This is a genomic window from Streptomyces stelliscabiei (assembly GCF_014873495.1).
Lineage (GTDB): Bacteria > Actinomycetota > Actinomycetes > Streptomycetales > Streptomycetaceae > Streptomyces > Streptomyces bottropensis.
On the sequence record NZ_JADBGF010000001.1, the window covers coordinates 4,518,204 to 4,539,096 of the forward strand.

Sequence of the window (20,893 nt, forward strand, 5' to 3'; positions counted from 1 at the left end):
CCCGCCCTACTCGGCGTGCGCCTGCGCGAACTGCCAGGCGTCCGCGACGATCTCCGCGAGGTCCGCGCGGGACGGGTTCCAGCCGAGGCGTTCGCGGGCCGTGGCGGCGGAGGCGACCAGGGTCGCCGGGTCGCCGGCGCGGCGCGGGGCGACGACCTCGGGGATCGGGTGACCGGTGACCTGGCGGACGGTCTCGATCACTTCGCGCACCGAGAAGCCGTTGCCGTTCCCGAGGTTGCAGATGAGGTGCTCGCCGGGGCGCGCGGCGTCCAGCGCCAGCAGGTGGGCGTCGGCGAGGTCGGCGACGTGGATGTAGTCGCGGACGCAGGTGCCGTCGGCGGTCGGGTAGTCGTCGCCGAAGACGGAGATCGCGTCACGGCGGCCCTGTGCGACCTGGAGCACCAGCGGGATGAGGTGCGACTCGGGGTCGTGGCGCTCGCCGCAGGTGCCGTACGCGCCGGCGACGTTGAAGTAGCGCAGCGAGACGGCGCCCAGGCCGTGGGCGGCGGCCTCGCCGGTGATCATGTGGTCGACGGCGAGCTTGGAGGCGCCGTAGGGGTTGGTCGGCTTCGTGGGCGCGGACTCGACGATCGGGGTGGTCTCCGGCTCGCCGTAGGTGGCGGCCGTGGAGGAGAAGACCAGCTTGCGCACGCCCGTCTCGCGCATGGCGGCGAGCAGGGCCATGGTGCCGCCGACGTTGTTGTCCCAGTACTTCTCCGGCTTCACGACGGACTCGCCGACCTGGGAGAACGCGGCGAAGTGCAGGACGGCGTCGAAGGAGTCGTCGAGCCACTTGGCGGCGTCGCGGATGTCGCCCTCGACGAAGGACGCGTCGGCGGGCACGCCCTCGCGGAAGCCCGTGGAGAGGTTGTCGAGGACGACGACCTCGTGGCCCGCCTCCAGCAGATGCTGGGCGACCACGCTGCCGACATAGCCCGCGCCACCGGTGACCAGGTACTTGCCGCTCATGAACTCGCTACCTCTCGCAGTCGCTCGGCCGCGCGCTCCGGCGGCACGTCGTTGATGAACACGTTCATGCCGGATTCGGAACCCGCGAGGAACTTCAGCTTGCCGGAGGTGCGGCGGATGGTGAAAAGCTCGAGGTGGAGCGCGAAGTCCTCGCGCTGGACACCCTCGAAGTCCTCCAGCGTGCCGAACGGGGCCTGGTGCCAGGCCGCGATGTACGGCGTCGGAGGCTCACCCTCGCCGAAGATCCGGTCGAAGCGCCTCAAGAGTTCCAGATAGACCTGGGGGAATTCTGTGCGGGCGTCCTCGTCGAGCGCGAGCAGGTCGGGCACGCGGCGCTTGGGGTAGAGGTGGACCTCGTAGGGCCAGTGCGCCGCGAAGGGCACGAAGGCGGCCCAGTGCTCGGTCTCCAGGACCACCCGCTCGTCGGCCAGCTCGCTCCGCAGGACGGCGTCGAACAGGTTCTCGCCGCCGGTGGCGTCCTTGTGGGCCGCGAGCGAGCGCAGCATCAGCGCGGTGCGGGGGGTGGTGAAGGGGTACCCGTAGATCTGCCCGTGGGGGTGCCCCAGGGTCACGCCTATCTCGGCGCCCCGGTTCTCGAAGCAGAACACCTGCTCGACGGAGGGGAGGTGCGACAGCTCCGCCGTGCGGTCGGTCCACGCGTCCAGGACGAGGCGGGCCTGCTCGTCGGTCAGGTCGGCGAACGAGGCGTTGTGGTCCGAGGTGAAGCAGACGACCTCGCACCGGCCGGAGTCACCGGCCAGCGACGGGAAGCGGTTCTCGAACACCACCGCGTCGTACGACGAGTCCGGGATCTCGCTGAGCCGGTCGCCCTCGGAGGGGCAGAGCGGACATTCGTTCGCCGGGGGGTGGTAGATGCGGCCCTGCCGGTGCGAGGCGATCGCGACCGAGTCGCCGAGCAGCGGGTCCCGGCGCACCTCCGAGGTGGTGACGGTGCGGTCCAGGGGTCGCTTGTCCACCGCGTCGCGCACCGTGTCGTCGCGCAGGTCGTAGTAGATCAGCTCACGACCGTCGGCCAGCCGGGTCGAGGTCTTCTTCACGCCGGACTCCCCATCCCACCCATCAAACAGAACCAAACACATCAAAGCACAGGTTCCGACGTTCGTCACCATCACAAACAAACAAAGATCACCAGATTTGAACTAGTGACTACGTCGCCGACCGACCGCCGGTCCCGGCGCGACGCAGTCGGCCCCCGCCGGGGTGACCGGCGGGGGCCGACTGCGTCGTCCGTCGTCCTACTTGGTGGTGCGGTAGGCGCGGTGGATGGTCTGGGTCAGGGTGTTGCCGTCGGCGTCGGTGAGGGTGACGCGAAGGGAGACGGGGCCGGGCTTGGCGGGGCTGCGCAGCTTGAGCAGCTTGCCGTTCACGGGGGTGGTCTTCTTCCAGGTCCTGCCGTCGTCGTAGGAGACGGTGAAGGCCGGCTTGCGCAGCGTGCCGACCTTGGTGGCCGCGCCCTGGAGGGCGAAGGGCACGGTGAGGGTCGTGCCGGCCTTGGCGGTACTGGCCGTCGACAGCTTGGGCGTGTAGCGGACGACGGTCAGCGGGAGCCGCTTGGCGGTGTCACCGGGGACGTGGGCCGAGGTGAAGGTCCAGGTGGCGGTCGTACGGGTGCTGACGGCGGACTGTGCCGGGGCGCGGGAGACGTCCACGGCGAGCTTGTAGGTGCGCTTGCCCGCGGGAAGCGTGTACGACTCGCCGTCCAGCGGGGCGTTCACGGCGAAGATCTTCTTGCCGTCGGCGTAGAGGGAGCTCTTGGCCTTGGTGTGGTCGGAGGTCCCCAGGTTGCCGACGCCGTCGGAGAACAGCGGGACGTACGCCGCGAAGGTGTCGCCGACGCGTACCGCTTCGGGCCGGTCGAGGACGGTCGAGAGGGGGCCCGAGGGGAGGGACGGGCCGAAGACGCCGATGTTGAAGCGCTGCGTGTGGTCCTTGCCCGCCGCGTACGCCCTGGGGACGCCGGCCTGCGTGCTCTCCCACGTCGGCTCGCCCTCGGCGTCGGGGGCACCGTACTGGCTGGCCTGGTAGAACCACTTGATTCCGTTGGGCAGCACGTAGTCGGTGCCGGTCAGCGGCAGACGGCCCGCGGTCGAGTGCTGGTTGTAGAAGCCGCCGTACATCAGCGGTGCGGCGGCGATGGTCGTGGTCTTGCCCTTGACGGGCGTACCGACGACGACCTTGACCTTGGTGAGCTGCGAGCGCTTGACGTTCTTGGTGAAGCCGGACAGGTCACCCGTACGGTTCCAGGCCAGCCGGTAGTTGACGGCCTTGTGGGTCCAGATGCCGTGGTACATCGCGGACACCTCGGCGGCCGGCGCCGGGGCACCGAGCTGTCCGACGCGGATGCTGCCGAAGGAGCGGGCGTCGTACACGGAGGTGTACGGCTTGTCGTTGACGTCGACGTGGAAGAAGAACATCGCGCCCGCGGATTTGGCCGCGCCGTCCGGCACGGTGATCTTGACGGGCTTCGTCTTCCGGGCGTCCATGACCAGGGTCGTGTCCTTGGTCAGCGCGAACTTCGGGTGCAGCAGCACGGACCCTCCGGTGCTGACGGTGCGGAGCACGCCTTCCAGGGCGTAACGCCCCTTCGGCAGACGGATGGTGACCTCGCCGTCCTTCTCGTCGGAGGCCTCCGTCCAGACGTCGTTGTCCAGGCCGTAGATACTCGTCGAGGCGTTGCCGAGGGCCTTGCCCTTGAGGTCGAGGTGCTTGATGGTCAGGTCGTACGACTCGACCTCGCGGACCACGCCGAGTGAGGTGCGCGCGGTCGTCGTGCCGTCGGCGGTGGTGGCGGTCAGCGAGCCTCCGAAGCTGCCTTCGGCCGTTCCCACGCGGGTGTCGGTGGTCACGGTGGCGCTCGCCTCACCGCCCGCCGGGACGGTGAGCCGCTGCGGGGAGACCGTGAACAGGCCCTCGGCCGCGGGCCTTCCGTCGTTGCCGTAGGCCTCGGTGGCCAGGTCGAGGGTGACCGGCTCGGTGCCCGCGTTGCGGTAGGTGACGTCCTTGGTGACCGGCTGGTCGTCGGTGTGGGGGTACGCCTGTGTCCCGAAGCCCAGCGCGGTCGGACTGCTGGTGAGCTGCTGGGTGACCGCCCTGGCGACGTCCACCCGGCCGGTGCCCTGGATGTACGCGGAGGTGGCGGCGGTCGGCTTCGCGGAGGCGGTGAGGGCGGCCTTGATCTTCGTGCCGGTCCAGTCCGGGTGCTGCTGCGCCAGGATCGCCGCGGCGCCCGCCACGTGCGGGGTCGCCATCGACGTACCGCTCATGGAGACATAGCCGTCGGCGGCGGGGTCGCCCATGAAGCCCGCAGCGGCCTTGGCGGCGACGATGTCCACGCCCGGGGCGGTGACGTCGGGCTTGAGGAAGCCGTCGGCCGTGGGGCCGCGGCTGGAGAACTCGGCGATGGCGTCCTTGCGGTCGACCGCGCCGACGGTGAGCGCGGAGGCCGCGCTGCCGGGGGTGCCGATGGTGCCCTCGCCCGGGCCCTCGTTGCCGGCGGCTATGACGAACAGGGCGCCGGAACTGGCCGACAGGTCGTTGACGGCCTGCTCTACGGGGTCGATGCCGGGGGTGTCGGTGCCGCCCAGGCTCATGTTGACGACCTTGGCGCCCTGCGCGACGGCCCACTGCATACCCGCGATGACGCCGGAGTCGTCGCCCTCGCCGGAGTCGTCGAGCACCTTGCCGACCAGGAGCCGGGCGCCGGGCGCGACGCCCGCGTACTTCGCATCCGTGGGGGACGCGGCCCCGGAACCCGCGATCGTCGAGGCCACATGGGTGCCGTGGCCCGCTCGGTCGACCGTGTCCGCGGCGGCGGAGAAGTTCTTCACCGCGTCGATACGGTCCTTCAGGTCCGGGTGCGTGGCGTCGACGCCGGAGTCGAGGACGGCGACTTTGACGCCCTTGCCGTCGTATCCCGCCGCGTGGGCCGCGGGCGCGCCGATCTGCGGCACGCTCCTGTCCAGGGTCGCCTTCACCTTGCCGTCCAGCCAGATCTTCCTGACCTTCGCGGAGCCGGTCGCGCTGGTGAGGGTCTCCCACAGGGCGGATCCCTCGGACTTACGGGCGCGTACGGCGTCGCCGTTGATGCTCGGCAGGTCCCGCCGGACGGTCGCGCCCGCGCCGCGGAACGTGCTCGCCGACAGGGACGTGCCCTTGTCGTAGGTGACGATCAGCGGCAGGTCGGAGCGGCGGGCGTCGTCGTAGCGCGAACGCACCAGTCGCGTCACGTCGAACAGCCGCCGGTCGGCGGTCCCGTTCGCGATCAGCGGTTCGGCGTCGCGCGGCAGGACGTACGCGTGGCCCTTGGCCTGCTGGACGCGGAAGGCCATCCCCTCGCGGCCCTCGGCGGCCGTCACGCCGGTCACCTTGCCCTCGGCATCGAGGGTCACCCGGTCGCCGGTGACGAGGGTGACGGTCCTCGCGGGGGCGCCGGCCGAGGGCCCCGACCGGGCGGCCTCGGCACTGTCGGACGTGCTCACCAGCAGTCCGGCGCCGAGCGCCGCCGCCAGGGCGCCCGCCAACGGGACGGTGGTGACCACGCGTTTCCTGCGCTTGTGCGACTTCAACTTGGGCCTTTCGACATGGTTCATGGCGATGTGCTCACCGAATCGGGGCAGCATCGGGGCGCGGCGGAGCGACACTGTGGCCGCTCGGCCGCGTACGGGGAGAGAACTGCGAGGAGGATCGGGTCGGACGAGGCGCTCGGACGGATGTCAGACGAGGCGCTTGCGACCCCAGAGGATGACGAACACCGCGATACCGGCGGTCAGGGCCAGCAGGATCGAGGCGCCGAGCCACTGCATGGAGGACATCTGGGAGATCGGGATGTAGTCGACCGACCAGCCGACGACCTGCGCCTTGTCCAGGCAGGCGTTGGCGGCCTTCTCCGTCTGCTCGTTACAGCTGCCCCAGCCGATGAGGTCGCCGGAGGCGGTCAGGTAGGACTCGTCCACCTGGTAGGCGCCGTCGGGCACGTTCGGGGTGGAGTTGTCCCCGACACCGTTGTGGGTGGTGACCGTGATGACGTTCCCGAGAGACAGCCGGAAGTACGACCAGACCACCTGCAGCGCGACGGCGAAGCCCAGGGTGACGACCATGGACAGCAGGGTCCTGCGCAGCAGCATGCCGATCGCCACGCCACCGACGACGGTGAGCAGGGTGAGCGCCACGGGCACGGGTCCGGTGTTGTCGAAGGCGGTACCTTCGGTCCAACTCATGACGTACGACGACGACTTGAGGGGCGACCACCACCAGGTGAACGCGGCGGAGAGCGCCGTGGTGCACACCACGACCACGAGCGCGGTCACCCCGAGCTTGGTGGCGATCCAGCGAACGCGGCTGACGGACTGCGCGGTGACCAGTTTGGCGGTGCCGGTCTCCAGGTCACCGGCGAGCAGGGGCGCACCGACGAAGACACCGATCAGGACGGGCAGGAACCCGAGCATCATGGCGGCCACGTTGAGCGGATCCTGGTCGTACTTGTCTTCCCAGCCGGACTTGAGGTCGGGGTAGCCGTACCCCTCGAGGTACGTGATCAGCTGCTGGCGCTGGTACACGAGCACCGCCACGGTGACCGCGGTGGCGGCCAGGAGCGTCCAGTAGGCGGCGCGGTGCTGACGCCAGACGAGCCAGTTCATGCCGCTGAGCCGGAGGCCACGGCCACGGCCGACTTCGGCGGTGGCGGAGTCGTAAGAGGTGTTGTCGCTGCTGGTCATCGTGCTCATGCCGCCACCGCCTGCGGGGCGACGTAGGAACTGGGGCTGATCAGCGGCGGGGCTTCGGGCGAGCGCAGATAGGCGAGCAGGAGCTCCTCCAGGTTCGGGGTGCTCGCCTCCCACGGGCCGCCGGTGACCGGCCCGTCGGGGCGTACCAGCGAGGTGAACTGCCGTCCGCTGGTCCGGGTCTCGACCACGGTGTGGTACGCCAGCTCCGGGGGCGTCCGCCCGTCGAAGTGGGCCCCGGTCAGCACGGCGTGCGAGGTGCGGAGTTCGTCGACCTCACCGGCCAGGCGCAGCCCGCCGCCCGCGATGACCAGCAGGTAGTCGCAGGTGTTCTCCAACTCGGCGAGCATGTGGGTGGACATCAGCACGGTGGTGCCGCGCTCGGCGGCCTCGGCCAGCAGGGTGCCCATCAGCTCGTGGCGGACCAGCGGGTCGAGATCGGACATCGGCTCGTCGAGGAGCAGCAGGTCGGGGCGCTTGCCGAAGGAGACGGCGAAGGCCACCCGGGTGCGCTGGCCGCCGGAGAGTGTGCCGATCTTCGCGTCGAAGGGCACGTTGCCCGCGCGGACGATGTCCTCGGCGGCCCGCTGGTCCCAGCCAGGGTTGAGTTCGCGGCCCATGCGCAGGATCTCGGCGACGGTGAAGCGCCGGAACAGGGGCTTCTCCTGGGCGAGGAACGCGGTACGCCGGGTGGCCTCCGCGGACTCCGGGGCCGCGCCGAACACGCGCAGGGTGCCGGTGGTCGGCTCCAGCAGGTTGGCGGCGATGGCCATCAGCGTGGTCTTGCCGGCCCCGTTGGGACCGACCAGACCGCAGATCCGCCCGGCCGGCAGCCGGAAGGAGCAGTCCCGCAGCGCCCAGCCCCGGCGGTACTTCCGGCCCACCCCGCGGGCTTCTATCGCGGACGTGTCCGCCGGCCCCCCGTAGCCCGTCTCATAGCTCGTCATGCGTGTCCCCTCGTCCCCGTCGTTCCTGTGGTTCCTGTGGTTCCTGTGGTTCCTGTGGTTCCTGCTGGTTCTGTCGTTCCTGCCGGTCCCGCCGGTCCCGCGTGCTCGGCGGCAGGCCCGGTCCCGGCGTACCGCTCCTCCATCACCGACGTGACCAGAGCGGTCACGTCGTCCTGCTCAAGACCCGCCTCGCGGGCCCGGTCCATCCAGCTCTCCAGCTCACCGCGCAACGGCGAATCCACCGCCGCCTGCGGACGGGCCAGCGACTGACGCACGAACGTCCCCAGTCCCGGCCGCGCTTCGACCAGCCCCTCCCGCTCCAGCTCGCGGTACGCCTTGAGCGTGGTGTTGGGGTTGACCGCGGAGGTCTCCGCAACCGCCTTGGCCGTGGGCAACTGGTCACCGGGCCCGAGTACGCCGAGCCGCAGCGCCTGCTTGGTCTGCTGAACGATCTGCTGATAGGCGGCGACCCCGCTCCGCCTGTCGATGCGGAACTCCAACCCCTTCACCACCATTTCACTAGTCGACTAGTGAAATGATGATGGAGCACAGATCGCGAACCTGTCAAAGCCCACAGGTCGGGGCGGCGGTGGGTGGGTGAGTGAGGGAGCACGTTGCCGCGGCGGGGTCACCGCCGGAAAGGACCGGTGGATTCAGGGAGTCCGCTCCCCTGACTCGTGGGGGACGGTTCGAGGTCCGCGACCGGCCGTCAGGCGCGCGCCGGCCGACCAGGCACGACACCACGCCTCGTTCGCACCACACGACCAGCACCCGCTGGATGTGGAGGCGGGCGGTCGAGGGACGTGGGGGCTGGAGGCTTTCTGGCGTGGCTACGGCCGACACCTCACGGAGACGAGGGCCGGACTCGCCCTAACCCCTCGTGTGGGTTCGAGGTTGGGGTCATGGCTGATCACTCCCGCGATCACCGAGCGCTCGGAGCTCGTCGTCCTCGGGAGCATCGCAGGCGCCGAGGAAGGCAAGGACTACGGCGAGGAGGGCAAGCCCACGAACCACACGTCGAACCTCACCATCAAGGTGGAGCGGGCAAGCTCCCCCGATGTCTCCGAGGCCGTGGTGGAATTCACGCGAAACCCGGGATCAGGCCTGACCGACGTCGTCGACGACCTGCCGCACGGGTGCCGACCTTTTGCGTCTCTCACTGCCGCTGGTGCGCCCACGACCGCGACGCACCAGCGGGCAAGGACGCCAGCCGGGTCAGGCTTGGTCGTCGTCGAACAGTTCGGCGGCGTCGGTGACGTCGTAGGCCCGGTCCACCCAGATCTGGAGCCGGGCAGGGTCGGTGCAGTCGCGCACCCGCTGCCGGACGAATTCGGGTACCTCGACGTGACGTCGGTCCAGGGTGCGCAGGATGCTCGCGATCTGCTCCTCCGCCCTGCCTTCCTCGCGGCCTTCCTCGCGCAGCTTCACCGCGACCGGGTTCTTGAAGAAGTAGTTAACCGGCATCATCAGCTCCCTCCACACCTTCTTCGCCTGGGCGTCGACCAGGCCTGATTCGACCAGCTCCGCGAACACCGTCGCACTGTGAGGATCCACGGTGTCCAAAACCGCTGCGAGTGGTTCCGGTATCGCAGCGGCATCCGGACCCTTACCATGCGTGATCGCCGAGAACACGGCGAGGGTGACGTCCCGCGCCACCTCCGCCTCGTCCGTGATCACCGGCACGTTGTCCGGCCCGAGGACGAGCGGCCGTACGACCAGTGACGCAAAGTCCGGCAGACCGAAGCGGATGGGCTGGGCGGCCCACTTGGCGGTGGAGCGGTTCTGGGTCATGACGATCAGCACCGGCTGCACGCGGTACTTCTCGTGGAGGTAGGCGAGGTAGTACGGCCAACTGCCCCGCTTCCGCTCGTCCTGCCTCCCCTGTGATTCCAGGACCAGCAAAAAGGCACCCTCGTCGGTGTCCACGCGCACCAGGCTGTCCACCCGGCGCTCCACCGGAGCGATCTCCGTCAGGTCCGTGTTGACCACGGAGATCGAGCGGGGCTCCGGAAAGGGCACATGGAACAGCCTCCGGAAGCTGCGGATCATCCCCTCGGTGTCCTTCTGACAGATCTGATGCAACGCCTCGTGTGGCGAGCTGACCATGGGATCTCCTTGCTGTCGGGATGCTCAACGAGCTACGCGGCCATCAGTTCGCACCACACGTATTTGCCCGAATGCCCGAACCGGGAGGACGGCTGCCAGCCCCACACGTCCGTGCAGGCGCGTACGAGGGCGAGGCCCCGGCCGGTCTCCATCTCGGGCTTCGCCACGCCGTCCGGCGGCTCCGGGGGTTGCGGGTCGGCGTCCCAGGCGCCGATCCACAGGGTGTCGCCCGACCAGCGGGCACGGAGGGCTGCCGGGCCCTTGGTGTGGAGTACGGCGTTGGCGATCAGTTCCGTGGCCAGGAGTTCGGCGGGGTCCAGGAGGGCGGCCAGGCCGTGCGCGGTGAGGATCAGGCGGAGGGTGCGGCGGGAGACGGTGACGGCTCGGGGGTCGTGGGGGATGTGGAGGACGTACTCCCAGGGCTCGGGTGCGGGTGCGCTTTCGGGCATGGGTGAACTCCGTTCGGGGTGGGGTTTGAGGGGCCTCCGGTGGCATTGCCGCAGCCGTCGGGGCGTGACGGAGCGGTGCGCTTCCGGAGCAGCGGGCGACACCGCGCCGTATGCGGTTCATCACGGACGGTAGTTCCTAAATTTAGGATGCCGCAACCCGCTGCCGTACTCTGACCCCCGAAAGAGCGACGCGCGCAGGGCAGTTGGGACAGGAGGCACCGGTGCCGCCGAAGAGGCATCTCACGGCCCGCCGAGTGCGGCTGGGCTCCGAACTGCGCAAACTGCGCGAGGCGACGGGCATGAAGGCCCGGGAGGCGGCGGCACTCCTGGGGGCCGACTCGGTCCAGATGAGCCAGATCGAGTCGGGGGTCGCGGGCGTGAGCGCGGCACGCGTGCGCCGTCTCGCCGCGCACTACGCCTGCACGGACGAGGGGTTGATCGAGGCACTCGCGGCGATGGCGATCGATCGCACACGAGGCTGGTGGGAGGAGTACCGGGGTGTACTACCGCCGGTGAATCTGGACCTGGCCGAGGCGGAGCACCACGCGGCGTTCCTCCGAGAGGTGGTCATCACCTACGTTCCCGGCCTTCTCCAGACCCCGGACTACGCGCGGGCGGTGTTCGGGTACATGCGCCCGGAACTGCCCGACAGTGAGCTGACGCCCCGGGTGGAGCACCGCATGAGGCGACGCACTGTCATCGAAGGCAGGACCCCCACCCCGTACGAGGCGATCGTCCACGAGTTCGCCCTGCGCATCCGCGTGGCCGATCGCCGCGTCTCCCTCGCCCAGCTCCGGCAGATCCTGGACCTGACCGACCAGGGGCACGTCACCGTACGCGTCATCCCGACCGACCAGGACGGCTTCGGCGGGGCCGGCGCCTCGATGATGTACATGGGAGGTTCGGTCCCCCAACTCGACACCGGTCTCCGGGAAGCCGCCACCGGCACCGCGTTCATCGACGCGGAGCCCCAACTGAGAACGCTTCGAACACTTTTCCGTAAAGTGGAGGAGGCGACTCTGACCCCCGCCGCGTCCCGAGACTTCATCCACCGCTTGTCGAAGGAACTGTGAGGCACCTCATGGCCCACGCCCTGAACTGGCAGAAGTCCACCTTCTCCGGTGGCGCCGAGGGCAACGCGTGCCTCGAAGTCGCCGCCTCCCCCGAGGACATGCACCTCCGCGAGTCCGACACCCCCACCACCGTCATCGCGACCACCCGCACCCCCCTCGCCCACCTCCTCCACGCCATAACCGCCGGCAGATTGACCCCGCCCCGCGGTTGATCAACCGCCGTACCGGCGCGAACAGGACAGCGGACGAGGTTCGTTCGGTGGAACGGAAGTCGGGGAACCGTCCGGATAATCGCTCCGCAGCGATCAAGCGCCACACCTGATTCGGCGCCAGAGGGACACGCATGGTCCCTACATCGACCTCACCTGTTCAGAACATGCCACCCCTGCCAGGAGGAACCACCAGAGACTCGACGGTAAGTGACTGTCCGTATTGGATCTAGTGCGTTAAGTAACACTCCTCGTACGGTCATTGCGTCACCAAAACCGTATCTCTGGAGGATTCGTGGCAAACTTGCGCACTCGACTGGCCGTGCTGGGCTCCGCCGTGGCTCTCGCCGCAGGCGCCCTCGTCCCCGCGCAACTCGCCGGCGCCACCCCGGCGGCCGCGGCGGCCTACGAGTGGGTCGCTCTGGGCGACTCCTACACCGCCGGGGTCATCCCGGCGGCGGGCGACACCTTCGAAGTCCCCCGCGACGGCTGCGAGCGCACCGACCGGTCCTACCCGCAGGTCATCGACCGCGACCTCGGCTCACTGATCGAACTGACCAATGTCAGCTGCGGAGCCGCCGTCATCGAGGACATCACCTTCAACGCCCAGGAGCCGATCGGCCGCCACCTGCCGCCGTTCTCCGAGGACCCGGACTACCCGTTCCCGCCGGTGCCTCCCCAGTCCGAGGCGGTCGGGTCCGGCACCGACGTGGTCACCGTCGGCGCGGGCGGCAACACCCTCGGGTTCGCCCAGATCCTCTTCACCTGCCTGCAACTGGGCGACGGTAGCGGCGGTGTGGGCACGCCGTGCCGGGACGACCTGGCCGACGACATCCCCGGCCGGCTGACCAAGGTGAGCAGCGACTACAAGGAGATGCTCGCCGTCCTCCACGAGCGGGCCCCGCACGCCAAGGTCCTGACCGTCGGCTACCCCACGGTCATCCCCGAGGACACGTCCAAGTGCCGGTACAACGACTGGGAGCAGTTCGCGTCGATCACTCCGGGAGACCTCGACTGGCTGCGCGACGACGTCCTGGAACCGCTCAACAAGGTCACCGAGCAGGCGGCCGGTGCGCAAGGGGACACGTTCGTCGGCCTCTCCGACTCCTCCCGGAACCACAGCGTCTGCGACTCGGGCAAGTGGGTGGAGGGCGTCTTCACGACCTTCCCGACCGAGGTGGCCTTCGTCCACCCCAACGCCCAGGGCCACAAGAACGCCGCTGATCAGGTCGCCCCGGCGATCCTGAACGCCTTGGGCGTGAGCTGATCCGCGTCCGGCGCCCCCGGGGAGCCGCATCGGGCCGACGGCCCGATGCGGCTCCAGCGACGTGGCTCCAGCGACGTGGCTCCAGCGACGTGGCTCCAGCGACGTGCGCGATCCCGGCCGGGGTGCGCCTGGCCCTCGGCCCAGGCCCCACCCGGAGGCAGCCGCCGGGCCGGAGCCCTACGCCTCCACCCCCGGCGGACCGTGCGGCACCGGGCCCGCCCGGTCCAGCAAACCCGTGCGGGCTGCCAGGGCCGCCGCCTCCAGGCGGGAGCCGACCCCCAGCTTCATCAGAACGCGTTGGACGTGGGTGCGGGCCGTCGACGGGGCGATGCCCATGCCCGCCGCGATGAGGCGGGTGTCCTCGCCCTCCGCCACCCGCACCAGGACCTCGACCTCGCGCGGGGTCAGCATCTGGAGCAGGCGCTGGCCCTCGTCGTCCGGCTGGGCGGCGGGGTTCAGCAGTTCGCCGAACGCGCTCTGCAACAGCTGCGGCGCCACCGCCGCCTCGCCCGCGCGGGCCTTCATGATGGCCCGCTCGACGCCCTCGATGCGCTCGTCGTGCCGCACATAGCCGGAGGCTCCCGCGGCGAACGCGGCCGCGATGCCGCGCGGGTTGGGCACCGGGCCGAGGACCAGCACCGCCACCTGCGGGCGTTCACGCTTGATCTTGACCACCGGGTCGAAGATTCCCGGCTCGGCGGGTGCCGCCGTGCCGAGCAGGCACACCTCGGGTGCCCTCGTGATCACCAGCTCCGCCGCACCCGCGGCCGGCGCCGCCGCCGCGAGCACCCGGTGCCCGCGCAGCTTCAACGCCGAGGCCAGCGCCTCGGCCAGCAGTCGGTGATCGTCGACCACCATGAGCCGGACTCCCATAGAGCCACCCCACCCCCCAGTCCCCCCAGATGGTTGCCAACTATGGCCGCCCACTGGTCCTCACGGACAGAAGCCCCCCGACTTCCCCGTCGGCTCCCCGCTGTTCATGCCCCCGGAAGCTACACGCTTGTTCGACGTTGCGCTCCCCCTATCGGAGAGAAGTGCCCGGATTACCGAAATTCCCTCCGATTCGAGCGGGATGAGGGATACGTGCACGGCCCCGCCCCTGAGCTGGGGCGGGGCCGGCGAGGAAGATCGAGGGGGCGCGTGGGGTTACTTCACCCCGAAGCCGAGCGCCGTGTACTCCTTCTCGTCCTTCGAATACGGCTTGCTGACGAGTTCCGAGCCGATGAACCACCGTCCGTCGGTGTAGAGCATCTCGCTCAGCGTCGGCGTCATCCCGCTGATCGCACGCAGCACCGACTCGGAGGACGGGGTCTCCAGGAGCTTGGTCTGCTTCAGCGACGTGCCGTCGATGGAGACGATCTGGGCCCCCTTGTCGTACGGGCCGTCCTTGAAGGCGATGATGTTCGGCCCGTCCATCCGGATCGGGAACAGCTCGTAGTCGTCGCCCGCGTCGACCCGGTCGCCGGTGGACTTACCGGTGGCCAGCGAGAAGGAGACGATCTCGTTGGTGGAGCTGTAGGCGCCGGTGCCGTCGTGGTTCTTGGTCGGCATGTACACCTTGTCGTTGCCGACGTAGATGCCCCGGCAGGCCCAGACACCGCGGACGGGGCACTCGTAGTCGTACTTGTCGTCCGGGATGGAGATCTTGGCGCGCAGCTTGCCGCTGTCGTCGAGCGAGAAGATGTCGCTCGTGCCGGTCAGCGGGACGTCGCTGCCGGTGACGACACCGAAGACCACCGGCTTGGTGGAGATGATCTTGGCGCGCGAGATGCCGGAGGGCACCTTGTAGGTCCACTTGACGCTGCCCGACTTCGGGTCCAGCAGCTGGATCTGGAAGGTCTCGCTGCCGTAGTCGCCGCACTTGCGGACCGCGATCAGCTGGGCGCCGCCCGCGTAGCCCTCGTCGGTGCACTCGCCGACCTTGGGCGACCACAGCACCTTGCCGGAGTTGACGTCGAACGCCGCGCCGCCGCCGTAGCCGCCGGCCGCCGCGACCGTCGTACCGGAGATGGTGACCTCGCCGAACGGCACCTTCTCACCGCTCGTGTCGGCGCTCTTGGTCCACACCTCCTTGCCGGTCTCGACGTTGAACGCGGTGACCTCGGTGCAGGGCTGGCGGTCGTCGTTGTTCTTGCGCTTGGCCGACTCGGTCACCACGACGGCGATGCCCTCGGTGGTGATCTCACGGGAGCCCGCGCAGGTCTGACCGGCCAGGTCCAGCGTCCACTTGGTCTTGCCGCTGTCCGGCTCATAGCCGACGATCTTGTTCAGGGCCGACTTGGCGTACGTGGTCTTCGTCAGCCAGGAGCCCTTGACGCTGTCGATGGTCAGCTTTTCCTTGACCTCGTGCGCGGGCACCTGGAAGAGGATCTTCGCGTTCGGGCTGCTGGGCGCCTTCTCCTGCGCCTCGGTCGGCACCTCCACGCCACCGGACGACGAACCGCCGGACGAGGACGAACCGCCGTCGTCACCCTTGGTGTCGTCCTTGCCGCCGGTCGTGCCCTGCGAACTGGCGGTGTCCTTCTTGCCGCTGTCGTCGTCCCCGCTGGTGGAGGCGTAGAAGACACCGCCGCCGACGATCAGCGCGATGGCCGCGACCGCCGCCGTGATGATGATCGCCGTGGAGTTGACCTTCTTCTTGCCGCCCGGAGCCTGTCCCATCTGCGGGTGCATCGCCATGGTGGGCGGCTGGTAGCCGTAGGGGCCGGGCGGCGGCTGCTGCCCGTAGGGACCGGGCTGCGGCTGCTGGCCGTACGGGCCGGGCTGCGGCTGGCCGTACGGGCCCGGCTGGCCGGGGTGACCGGGCTGGCCCGGGTAGCCGTAGCCGGGCTGCGGCGGGGGCGTCTGCGGGTAGCCGTAGCCGGGGCCCTGCGCGGGCGGGGGCCCCTGCGGGGGCTGGCTCGGCGGCGGGGTCTGCTGGGCCGGGGGCGCCTGCGGGTAGCCGTAGCCCGGACCCGGCGCGGGCGGTCCCTGCGGCGGGGGTGTCGGGGCGCCGAAACCGCCGGGCGGCGGGGGCGTGGGCGCGCCGAAACCGCCCTGCGGCGGGGCGTCCTGCGGGGGCTGCGCGGGCGGCTGCCCCTGGGCCGGGGGCTGCGCGGGCGGCTGCCCCTTGTCCAGCGACGGGGGCTCTGCGGGCGGCTGGTTCGGGGGCGGGCCCGGCGGCTGGTTCGGCGGGGGCGGCGGCTGCGTCATGACGTGAATACCTCGAAGCGGAGAGCGGAGGACGGAAGAAGGACGGAAGGGGAGGCCGGCCGGGTCACGGCGGGGCCGGGCGGCGGTGGCGTCGGGCGGCCGGTGTCCACGGCCCGCGCCGGTGACGCGGGCCGGGCCCGCGGGACCGACCGGGCCCGTCGCACGGTCCGGACGGGGCCGGTGGCACGGGCGGGGCCGTCGGTCGCGCGCGTCACTTGCCGTAGGCCAGCATCAACTTCTCCTTCGCGTCGTCGACACCGTTCAGCAGGGTGGTGGAGATGTAGAAGCGGCCGTCCACGTAGTCGATGGCCTTCGCGTAGAACGAGCTCTCGATCTCCGCGGCGCTCGCCGGCATCTGGATGAGCTTGGTCGCCTTCGGGCCGCTGCCGGTGGCCGGGATCGACACGACCTGGCCGCCCGCGTCGCGCGTGGACTCCACGTACGCGAGGAGCTTCGCCCCCTCGACCTTGATCGGGACGATCTCCGCGTCGGCGGAGGGCGACTTCAGGCGCCACCTCTCCTTGCCGGTCGCGAGGTTCAGGGCGACGACCTCGTTCGTGCCGTCCTTCTCCTCGGTCGGCAGGTAGAGGGTGTTCGCGTCGGCCGCGACGCCCGTGCAGCCCGCCAGGTCGCGGGTGAGGATGCCGCCGTCGCAGTCGGGCGCGAACGAGGCGTCGGAGTCGACCTGCGAGCGGGTCGAGCCGTCGGCCTTGAGGGTGGAGATGTTCCAGGTGTTCTCCTCCTCGTTGGTGAGGTAGAGGACGACCGGGTCCACCGAGTAGGCGTGTTCGACCTTCCAGCCCTTGGGGATCTTCCGCGTCCACTTGGCCTTGCCGGTCCTCGGGTCCAGCTCCTGGACCTCGTCGTGCTCCTTGTCGGTGGTCACCGCGCAGGAGGAGACGGCGATCAGCCGCGCGCCGCCCGCGAACCCGGCGGGGTAGCAGGACTGGCCGTAACTCTTCTTGTCGAACAGCTTCTTGCCGGTGTTGACGTCGTACGCCGTCCCGGACTGCGAGCGGCCCACCATGAGCGTGTCCCCGGTGACGGAGAGCCCGACGCTGATGGTGCTGTCGAACAGCTCACCCTCCTCCACCTCCGTCGACCAGCCCTTGTCACCGGTGTTCAGGTCGACCTGCTGGAGCTGGTCGCACTCGGCGTTCTTCGAGGTGTTCTTCTGGTACGAGACCACGACCCGGTCGCCGGAGGTCGCCCTCGGGGTGACCGCGCAGATCTTGCCGGGGAACTCGATCGGGTCCCAGGCGGGGTTCCCGTCGGACACGTTGTAGGCGAAGAGCTGCTTGTACGCGGGCTTCACCGCGACCTTGTCGGTGACCCACAGGCCGGGGGCGCTCGCGCCGGAACCGGGGGCGTCGGGGGCGCTCTTGTACCAGAGCACCTTCGCCTCACCGGCCTTGACGTCCGCGTTGAGGTCGGCGATGTCGAGGTCCTCGCCGCCGTCGCCGCTGCCGTCACCCTCGTTGACGGGCGCGGAGGGCGCGTCCGAGGGCTTGTCGTCCTCGCTCGGGCTCGGGCTCGTGCTCTCCTTGGCGACCGGCTTCTTCTCGTCGTCGTCCCCGAGGCTCGTCACCGCCAGCACCGTGCCGCCGATCACGAGCAGCGCGGCCACGGCGGCACCGATGATCATCGCGGGCCTGCCCTTGAAAGGGCTCTTGGGACCGCCGCCACCGCCCGGGGGCGGGGTGGGCGCGCCCGGGTACTGCGACTGCGGATAGCCGTAACCGGCCTGCGACGCCGGGCTGTACGGGCCGGGCTGCGCGTAGGGGCCGGGCTGCTGCGGCTGTCCGTACGGGCCGGGCTGGGCGTACGGGCCGGGCTGCGGGGGCTGCTGCTGGGGGTAGCCGTAGCCGGGGGCCGGGGCGGGCGGGCCCTGCGGCGGGGGCGTCTGCGGGTAGCCGTACGGCTGTTGCGGCGGTTGCGGTTGTGACGGCTGCGGCTGACCCTGTGGTGCTCCGTAGCCGCCCTGCGGCGGCTGATCGGGTGGCTGAACCATCAGCGCTTTCCCCCTGTTCGCTGCTTTCGAGCCACCCGTGGTCACGCGTGGTGTCGCTTCTCGGACTGCCAAGACTCTTCTCAGACGGCTCTTTCTATCACTGCGACGCTCCCCCGTACGGGGCCGGTCGCTCCCCTGTTCCCAAGGGAGAACCGGCCCGTAATGCCTCCGTTACGCTCCTTCACGCCCCCTTCACCGGACGCACGCCCCCTACGCCGCAAGCCTTCCGAAGGGCCCATCACTGAGCGCGGGCGCCCCAAAGGGGCGCGGGGAACGGCGCGAGCAACCACGACCCACCCGCACCCGGCCTCGAACACCAGCCCAAACCCCGCCACCCCGCACGAAGCGGAGCGCTCACGCGTCGTCCGCGAGTTCAAGCCACCGCATCTCCAGCTCCTCCTTCTCCGCGCCCAACGCCCGCAACTCGGCGTCCAGCTCCCCCACCTTCGCGAAGTCGGTCGCGTTCTCGGCGATCCGCGTGTGCAACTTCGCCTCCTTCTCGGAGACCTTGTCCAACTGCCGCTCGATCTTCTGCAGTTCCTTCTTCGCGGCGCGCGCGTCGGCGGCGTTGCGCTGCGCGGCCTCGGCGGCGGGCTTCGCGGCGATCCCCGCGGCGGCCGCGGCGGCCTCCTCCATCGCGTGGCGCCGCTCGATGTACTCGTCGATCCCGCGCGGCAGCATCCGCAGCGCCGCGTCGCCGAGCAGCGCGAACACCCGGTCGGTCGTGCGCTCGACGAAGAACCGGTCGTGGGAGATGACGATCATCGAGCCGGGCCACCCGTCGAGCAGGTCCTCCAGCTGCGTCAGGGTCTCGATGTCGAGGTCGTTCGTCGGCTCGTCGAGGAAGAGGACGTTGGGCTCGTCCATCAGCAGCCGCAGAATCTGCAGCCTGCGCCGCTCACCACCGCTGAGGTCGCCCACCGGCGTCCACTGCTTCTCCTTGTTGAAGCCGAAGGTCTCGCAGAGCTGCCCCGCGGTCATCTCGCGCCCCTTGCCGAGGTCGACGCGGTCGCGGACCTGCTGCACGGCCTGGAGCACCCGCAGGTTCGGGTCCAGCTCGGCGACCTCCTGGGAGAGGTAGGCGAGCTTGACCGTCTTGCCGGTGACGACCCGGCCGGCGGCCGGCTGCTTCTCCCCCTCGCTGCGCGCGGCCTCCGCCATGGCCCGCAGCAGGGAGGTCTTGCCGGCGCCGTTGACGCCGACGAGGCCGATGCGGTCGCCCGGCCCGAGCTGCCACGTCAGATGCTTCAGCAGCACCTTCGGCCCGGCCTGCACGGTGACGTTCTCCAGGTCGAAGACGGTCTTGCCGAGCCGGGACGAGGCGAACTTCATCAGCTCGCTCGTGTCACGCGGCGGCGGCACGTCCGCGATCAGCTCGTTCGCCGCCTCGACCCGGAACCGGGGCTTCGACGTACGGGCCGGGGCCCCGCGCCGCAGCCACGCCAGCTCCTTGCGGACCAGGTTCTGCCGCTTGGTCTCCTCGGTGGCGGCGATCCGCTCGCGCTCGGCGCGGGCGAAGACGTAGTCGGAGTAGCCGCCCTCGTACTCGTAGACCGAGCCCTTCTGCACGTCCCACATCCGGGTGCAGACCTGGTCCAGGAACCACCGGTCGTGGGTGACGCAGACGAGGGCCGACCGGCGTTCCCGCAGGTGGCCCGCCAGCCAGGAGATGCCTTCCACGTCGAGGTGGTTGGTGGGCTCGTCGAGGACGATCAGGTCCTGCTCCTCGATGAGCAGCTTGGCGAGCGCGATGCGCCGCCGCTCGCCGCCGGAGAGGGGGCCGATGACGGTGTCGAGGCCCTGCGGGAAGCCGGGCAGGTCGAGCCCGCCGAACAGTCCGGTGAGGACGTCCCGGATCTTGGCGTTGCCCGCCCACTCGTGGTCGGCCATGTCCCGGATGACCTCGTGCCGGACGGTGGCGGCGGGGTCGAGGGAGTCGTGCTGGGTGAGGACGCCGGCGTGCAGGCCACCGGAGTGGGTGATCCGGCCCGTGTCGGCCTCCTCCAGCTTGGCGAGCATCCGGATGAGGGTCGTCTTGCCGTCCCCGTTCCGCCCCACGACGCCGATCCGGTCCCCTTCGGAGACGCCGAGCGAGACCCCGTCGAGCAGGGCGCGGGTGCCGTACACCTTGCTGACGTTCTCGACATTGACCAGGTTGACGGCCATTACTCTCCTGCCACGGGGACGATCGACCCTCCAGGGTAGTCGGCGGGGTGGAGGGGGCGTGACGGGCGCCCGGGCGGGGGCCTCAGCGGGAGACGGCGACGCCTTCGCGGCGGACGGTGGCGCGCAGGCGGCGGCCGCGCCGGGTGAGCCCCCAGGGCTTCAGGACCGAGATCACGGTCATGAAGACGTACGCGGTCAGCGAGACGGCCGGGCCGAAGAGGACGTCCCCCGCGTCCGGCAGCGGCCCGCCCGCGGCGACGGCGGTGACCGCCGCGTTCACGCCGGGGCGCAGGACGAGGACCGTGGCGGTGAGGGTGGCCAGGGTCAGCCAGAACTTCACCTGGACCCAGTGGTGGCGGGCCAGTCCCCACGGGGTGCCGAGGGAAAGGGCCAGGCCACTGCCGAAGGTGAGCAGGGCGACGGGGACCAGGAGCCAGTCCGCGAACAGCTTCATGGCCCGCACGGACGCCTCCACCGTCACCGCGGACCCGGTGGTGCCGGCGGTGACCCCGAGCGCCAGCAGCCCGAGCGTGAGCCCGAGCCAGGCGGCGGAGGCGGCCACGTGGACGACGAGGAGGGCGCGGCGTACGGGACGGCTTGTCTTCATGTCCACCACGGTGCCGGGCCGGGGCGCCGGGGTCGTCCCCTCGCGGGAGTATCCGGGGGTACGGGGCCGGGCGTACGGGGGGAGGCCGCGGGGGCCGGTGGGGGCCGGTCGCGTGGGGCCGCGAGGCCGGTGAGGCCGCGAGGCCGGTGAGGCTTC

General features: G+C 70.4%; 16 protein-coding genes. 3 read left to right on the plus strand and 13 right to left on the minus strand.

What is annotated here, in order from left to right:
* Positions 1-6: 6 nt before the first annotated feature.
* The 8 genes from galE to H4687_RS19850 all read right to left on the minus strand — a co-directional run bounded on the left by galE (position 7) and on the right by H4687_RS19850 (position 10,212).
* The gene (galE, locus tag H4687_RS19815; RefSeq protein WP_046917452.1) at positions 7-969 is read right to left on the minus strand and encodes a UDP-glucose 4-epimerase GalE; all 963 of its coding nucleotides are present in this window, start codon (positions 967-969) and stop codon (positions 7-9) included.
* A complete protein-coding gene (gene galT / locus H4687_RS19820; RefSeq protein WP_046917453.1) occupies positions 966-2,027 on the minus strand; it encodes a galactose-1-phosphate uridylyltransferase in 1,062 nt (353 codons plus the stop codon). The genes galE and galT overlap by 4 nt, the downstream gene beginning before the upstream one ends.
* A 198-nt stretch (positions 2,028-2,225) precedes the next feature.
* Positions 2,226-5,609: a S8 family peptidase gene (locus tag H4687_RS47535; protein ID WP_046917460.1), complete on the minus strand. Its 3,384-nt coding sequence runs from the start codon at positions 5,607-5,609 to the stop codon at positions 2,226-2,228.
* Positions 5,610-5,702: 93 nt separating this feature from the next.
* Complete coding sequence (locus H4687_RS19830) at positions 5,703-6,713, minus strand: ABC transporter permease subunit (protein WP_046917454.1); 1,011 nt, start codon at positions 6,711-6,713, stop codon at positions 5,703-5,705.
* Positions 6,710-7,657 (minus strand): ABC transporter ATP-binding protein, encoded by a 948-nt coding sequence (locus tag H4687_RS19835; RefSeq protein ID WP_046917455.1) that lies wholly within the window; start codon positions 7,655-7,657, stop codon positions 6,710-6,712. The genes H4687_RS19830 and H4687_RS19835 overlap by 4 nt, the downstream gene beginning before the upstream one ends.
* Complete coding sequence (locus H4687_RS19840; protein WP_078907208.1) at positions 7,654-8,172, minus strand: GntR family transcriptional regulator; 519 nt, start codon at positions 8,170-8,172, stop codon at positions 7,654-7,656. The genes H4687_RS19835 and H4687_RS19840 overlap by 4 nt, the downstream gene beginning before the upstream one ends.
* A gap of 700 nt (positions 8,173-8,872) precedes the next feature.
* Positions 8,873-9,763 (minus strand): hypothetical protein, encoded by an 891-nt coding sequence (locus H4687_RS19845; RefSeq protein ID WP_046917456.1) that lies wholly within the window; start codon positions 9,761-9,763, stop codon positions 8,873-8,875.
* Between the two features lie 32 nt (positions 9,764-9,795).
* A complete protein-coding gene (locus tag H4687_RS19850) occupies positions 9,796-10,212 on the minus strand; it encodes an ATP-binding protein (RefSeq protein ID WP_046917457.1) in 417 nt (138 codons plus the stop codon).
* A 221-nt stretch (positions 10,213-10,433) separates the two neighbouring features.
* On the opposite strand from H4687_RS19850, the gene H4687_RS19855 reads away from it, so the two are divergent.
* The 3 genes from H4687_RS19855 (at position 10,434) to H4687_RS19865 (ending at position 12,761) form a co-directional block, all read left to right on the plus strand.
* Positions 10,434-11,285, plus strand: coding sequence for a helix-turn-helix domain-containing protein (locus H4687_RS19855; RefSeq protein WP_046917458.1), 852 nt, complete (start codon positions 10,434-10,436; stop codon positions 11,283-11,285).
* Positions 11,286-11,293: 8 nt separating this feature from the next.
* Positions 11,294-11,497, plus strand: a complete 204-nt coding sequence (locus tag H4687_RS19860) for a DUF397 domain-containing protein (RefSeq protein WP_046917459.1) — start codon at positions 11,294-11,296, stop codon at positions 11,495-11,497.
* A 292-nt stretch (positions 11,498-11,789) separates the two neighbouring features.
* Positions 11,790-12,761, plus strand: a complete 972-nt coding sequence (locus tag H4687_RS19865; RefSeq protein WP_192781696.1) for an SGNH/GDSL hydrolase family protein — start codon at positions 11,790-11,792, stop codon at positions 12,759-12,761.
* A 177-nt stretch (positions 12,762-12,938) separates the two neighbouring features.
* Here the strand turns inward: H4687_RS19865 and H4687_RS19870 are convergent, their stop codons facing one another.
* The 5 genes from H4687_RS19870 to H4687_RS19890 all read right to left on the minus strand — a co-directional run bounded on the left by H4687_RS19870 (position 12,939) and on the right by H4687_RS19890 (position 20,737).
* On the minus strand, positions 12,939-13,634 hold the full coding sequence (locus H4687_RS19870; RefSeq protein WP_078907207.1) for a helix-turn-helix transcriptional regulator: 696 nt from the start codon (positions 13,632-13,634) through the stop codon (positions 12,939-12,941).
* 273 nt (positions 13,635-13,907) lie between these two features.
* A complete protein-coding gene (locus H4687_RS19875) occupies positions 13,908-15,953 on the minus strand; it encodes an outer membrane protein assembly factor BamB family protein (protein ID WP_050398356.1) in 2,046 nt (681 codons plus the stop codon).
* 211 nt (positions 15,954-16,164) lie between these two features.
* Positions 16,165-17,964, minus strand: a complete 1,800-nt coding sequence (locus H4687_RS19880) for an outer membrane protein assembly factor BamB family protein (protein ID WP_050398355.1) — start codon at positions 17,962-17,964, stop codon at positions 16,165-16,167.
* Between the two features lie 354 nt (positions 17,965-18,318).
* A complete protein-coding gene (locus tag H4687_RS19885) occupies positions 18,319-20,130 on the minus strand; it encodes an ABC-F family ATP-binding cassette domain-containing protein (RefSeq protein ID WP_005485853.1) in 1,812 nt (603 codons plus the stop codon).
* A gap of 82 nt (positions 20,131-20,212) precedes the next feature.
* A complete protein-coding gene (locus H4687_RS19890; RefSeq protein WP_050398354.1) occupies positions 20,213-20,737 on the minus strand; it encodes a hypothetical protein in 525 nt (174 codons plus the stop codon).
* Positions 20,738-20,893: the final 156 nt, after the last annotated feature.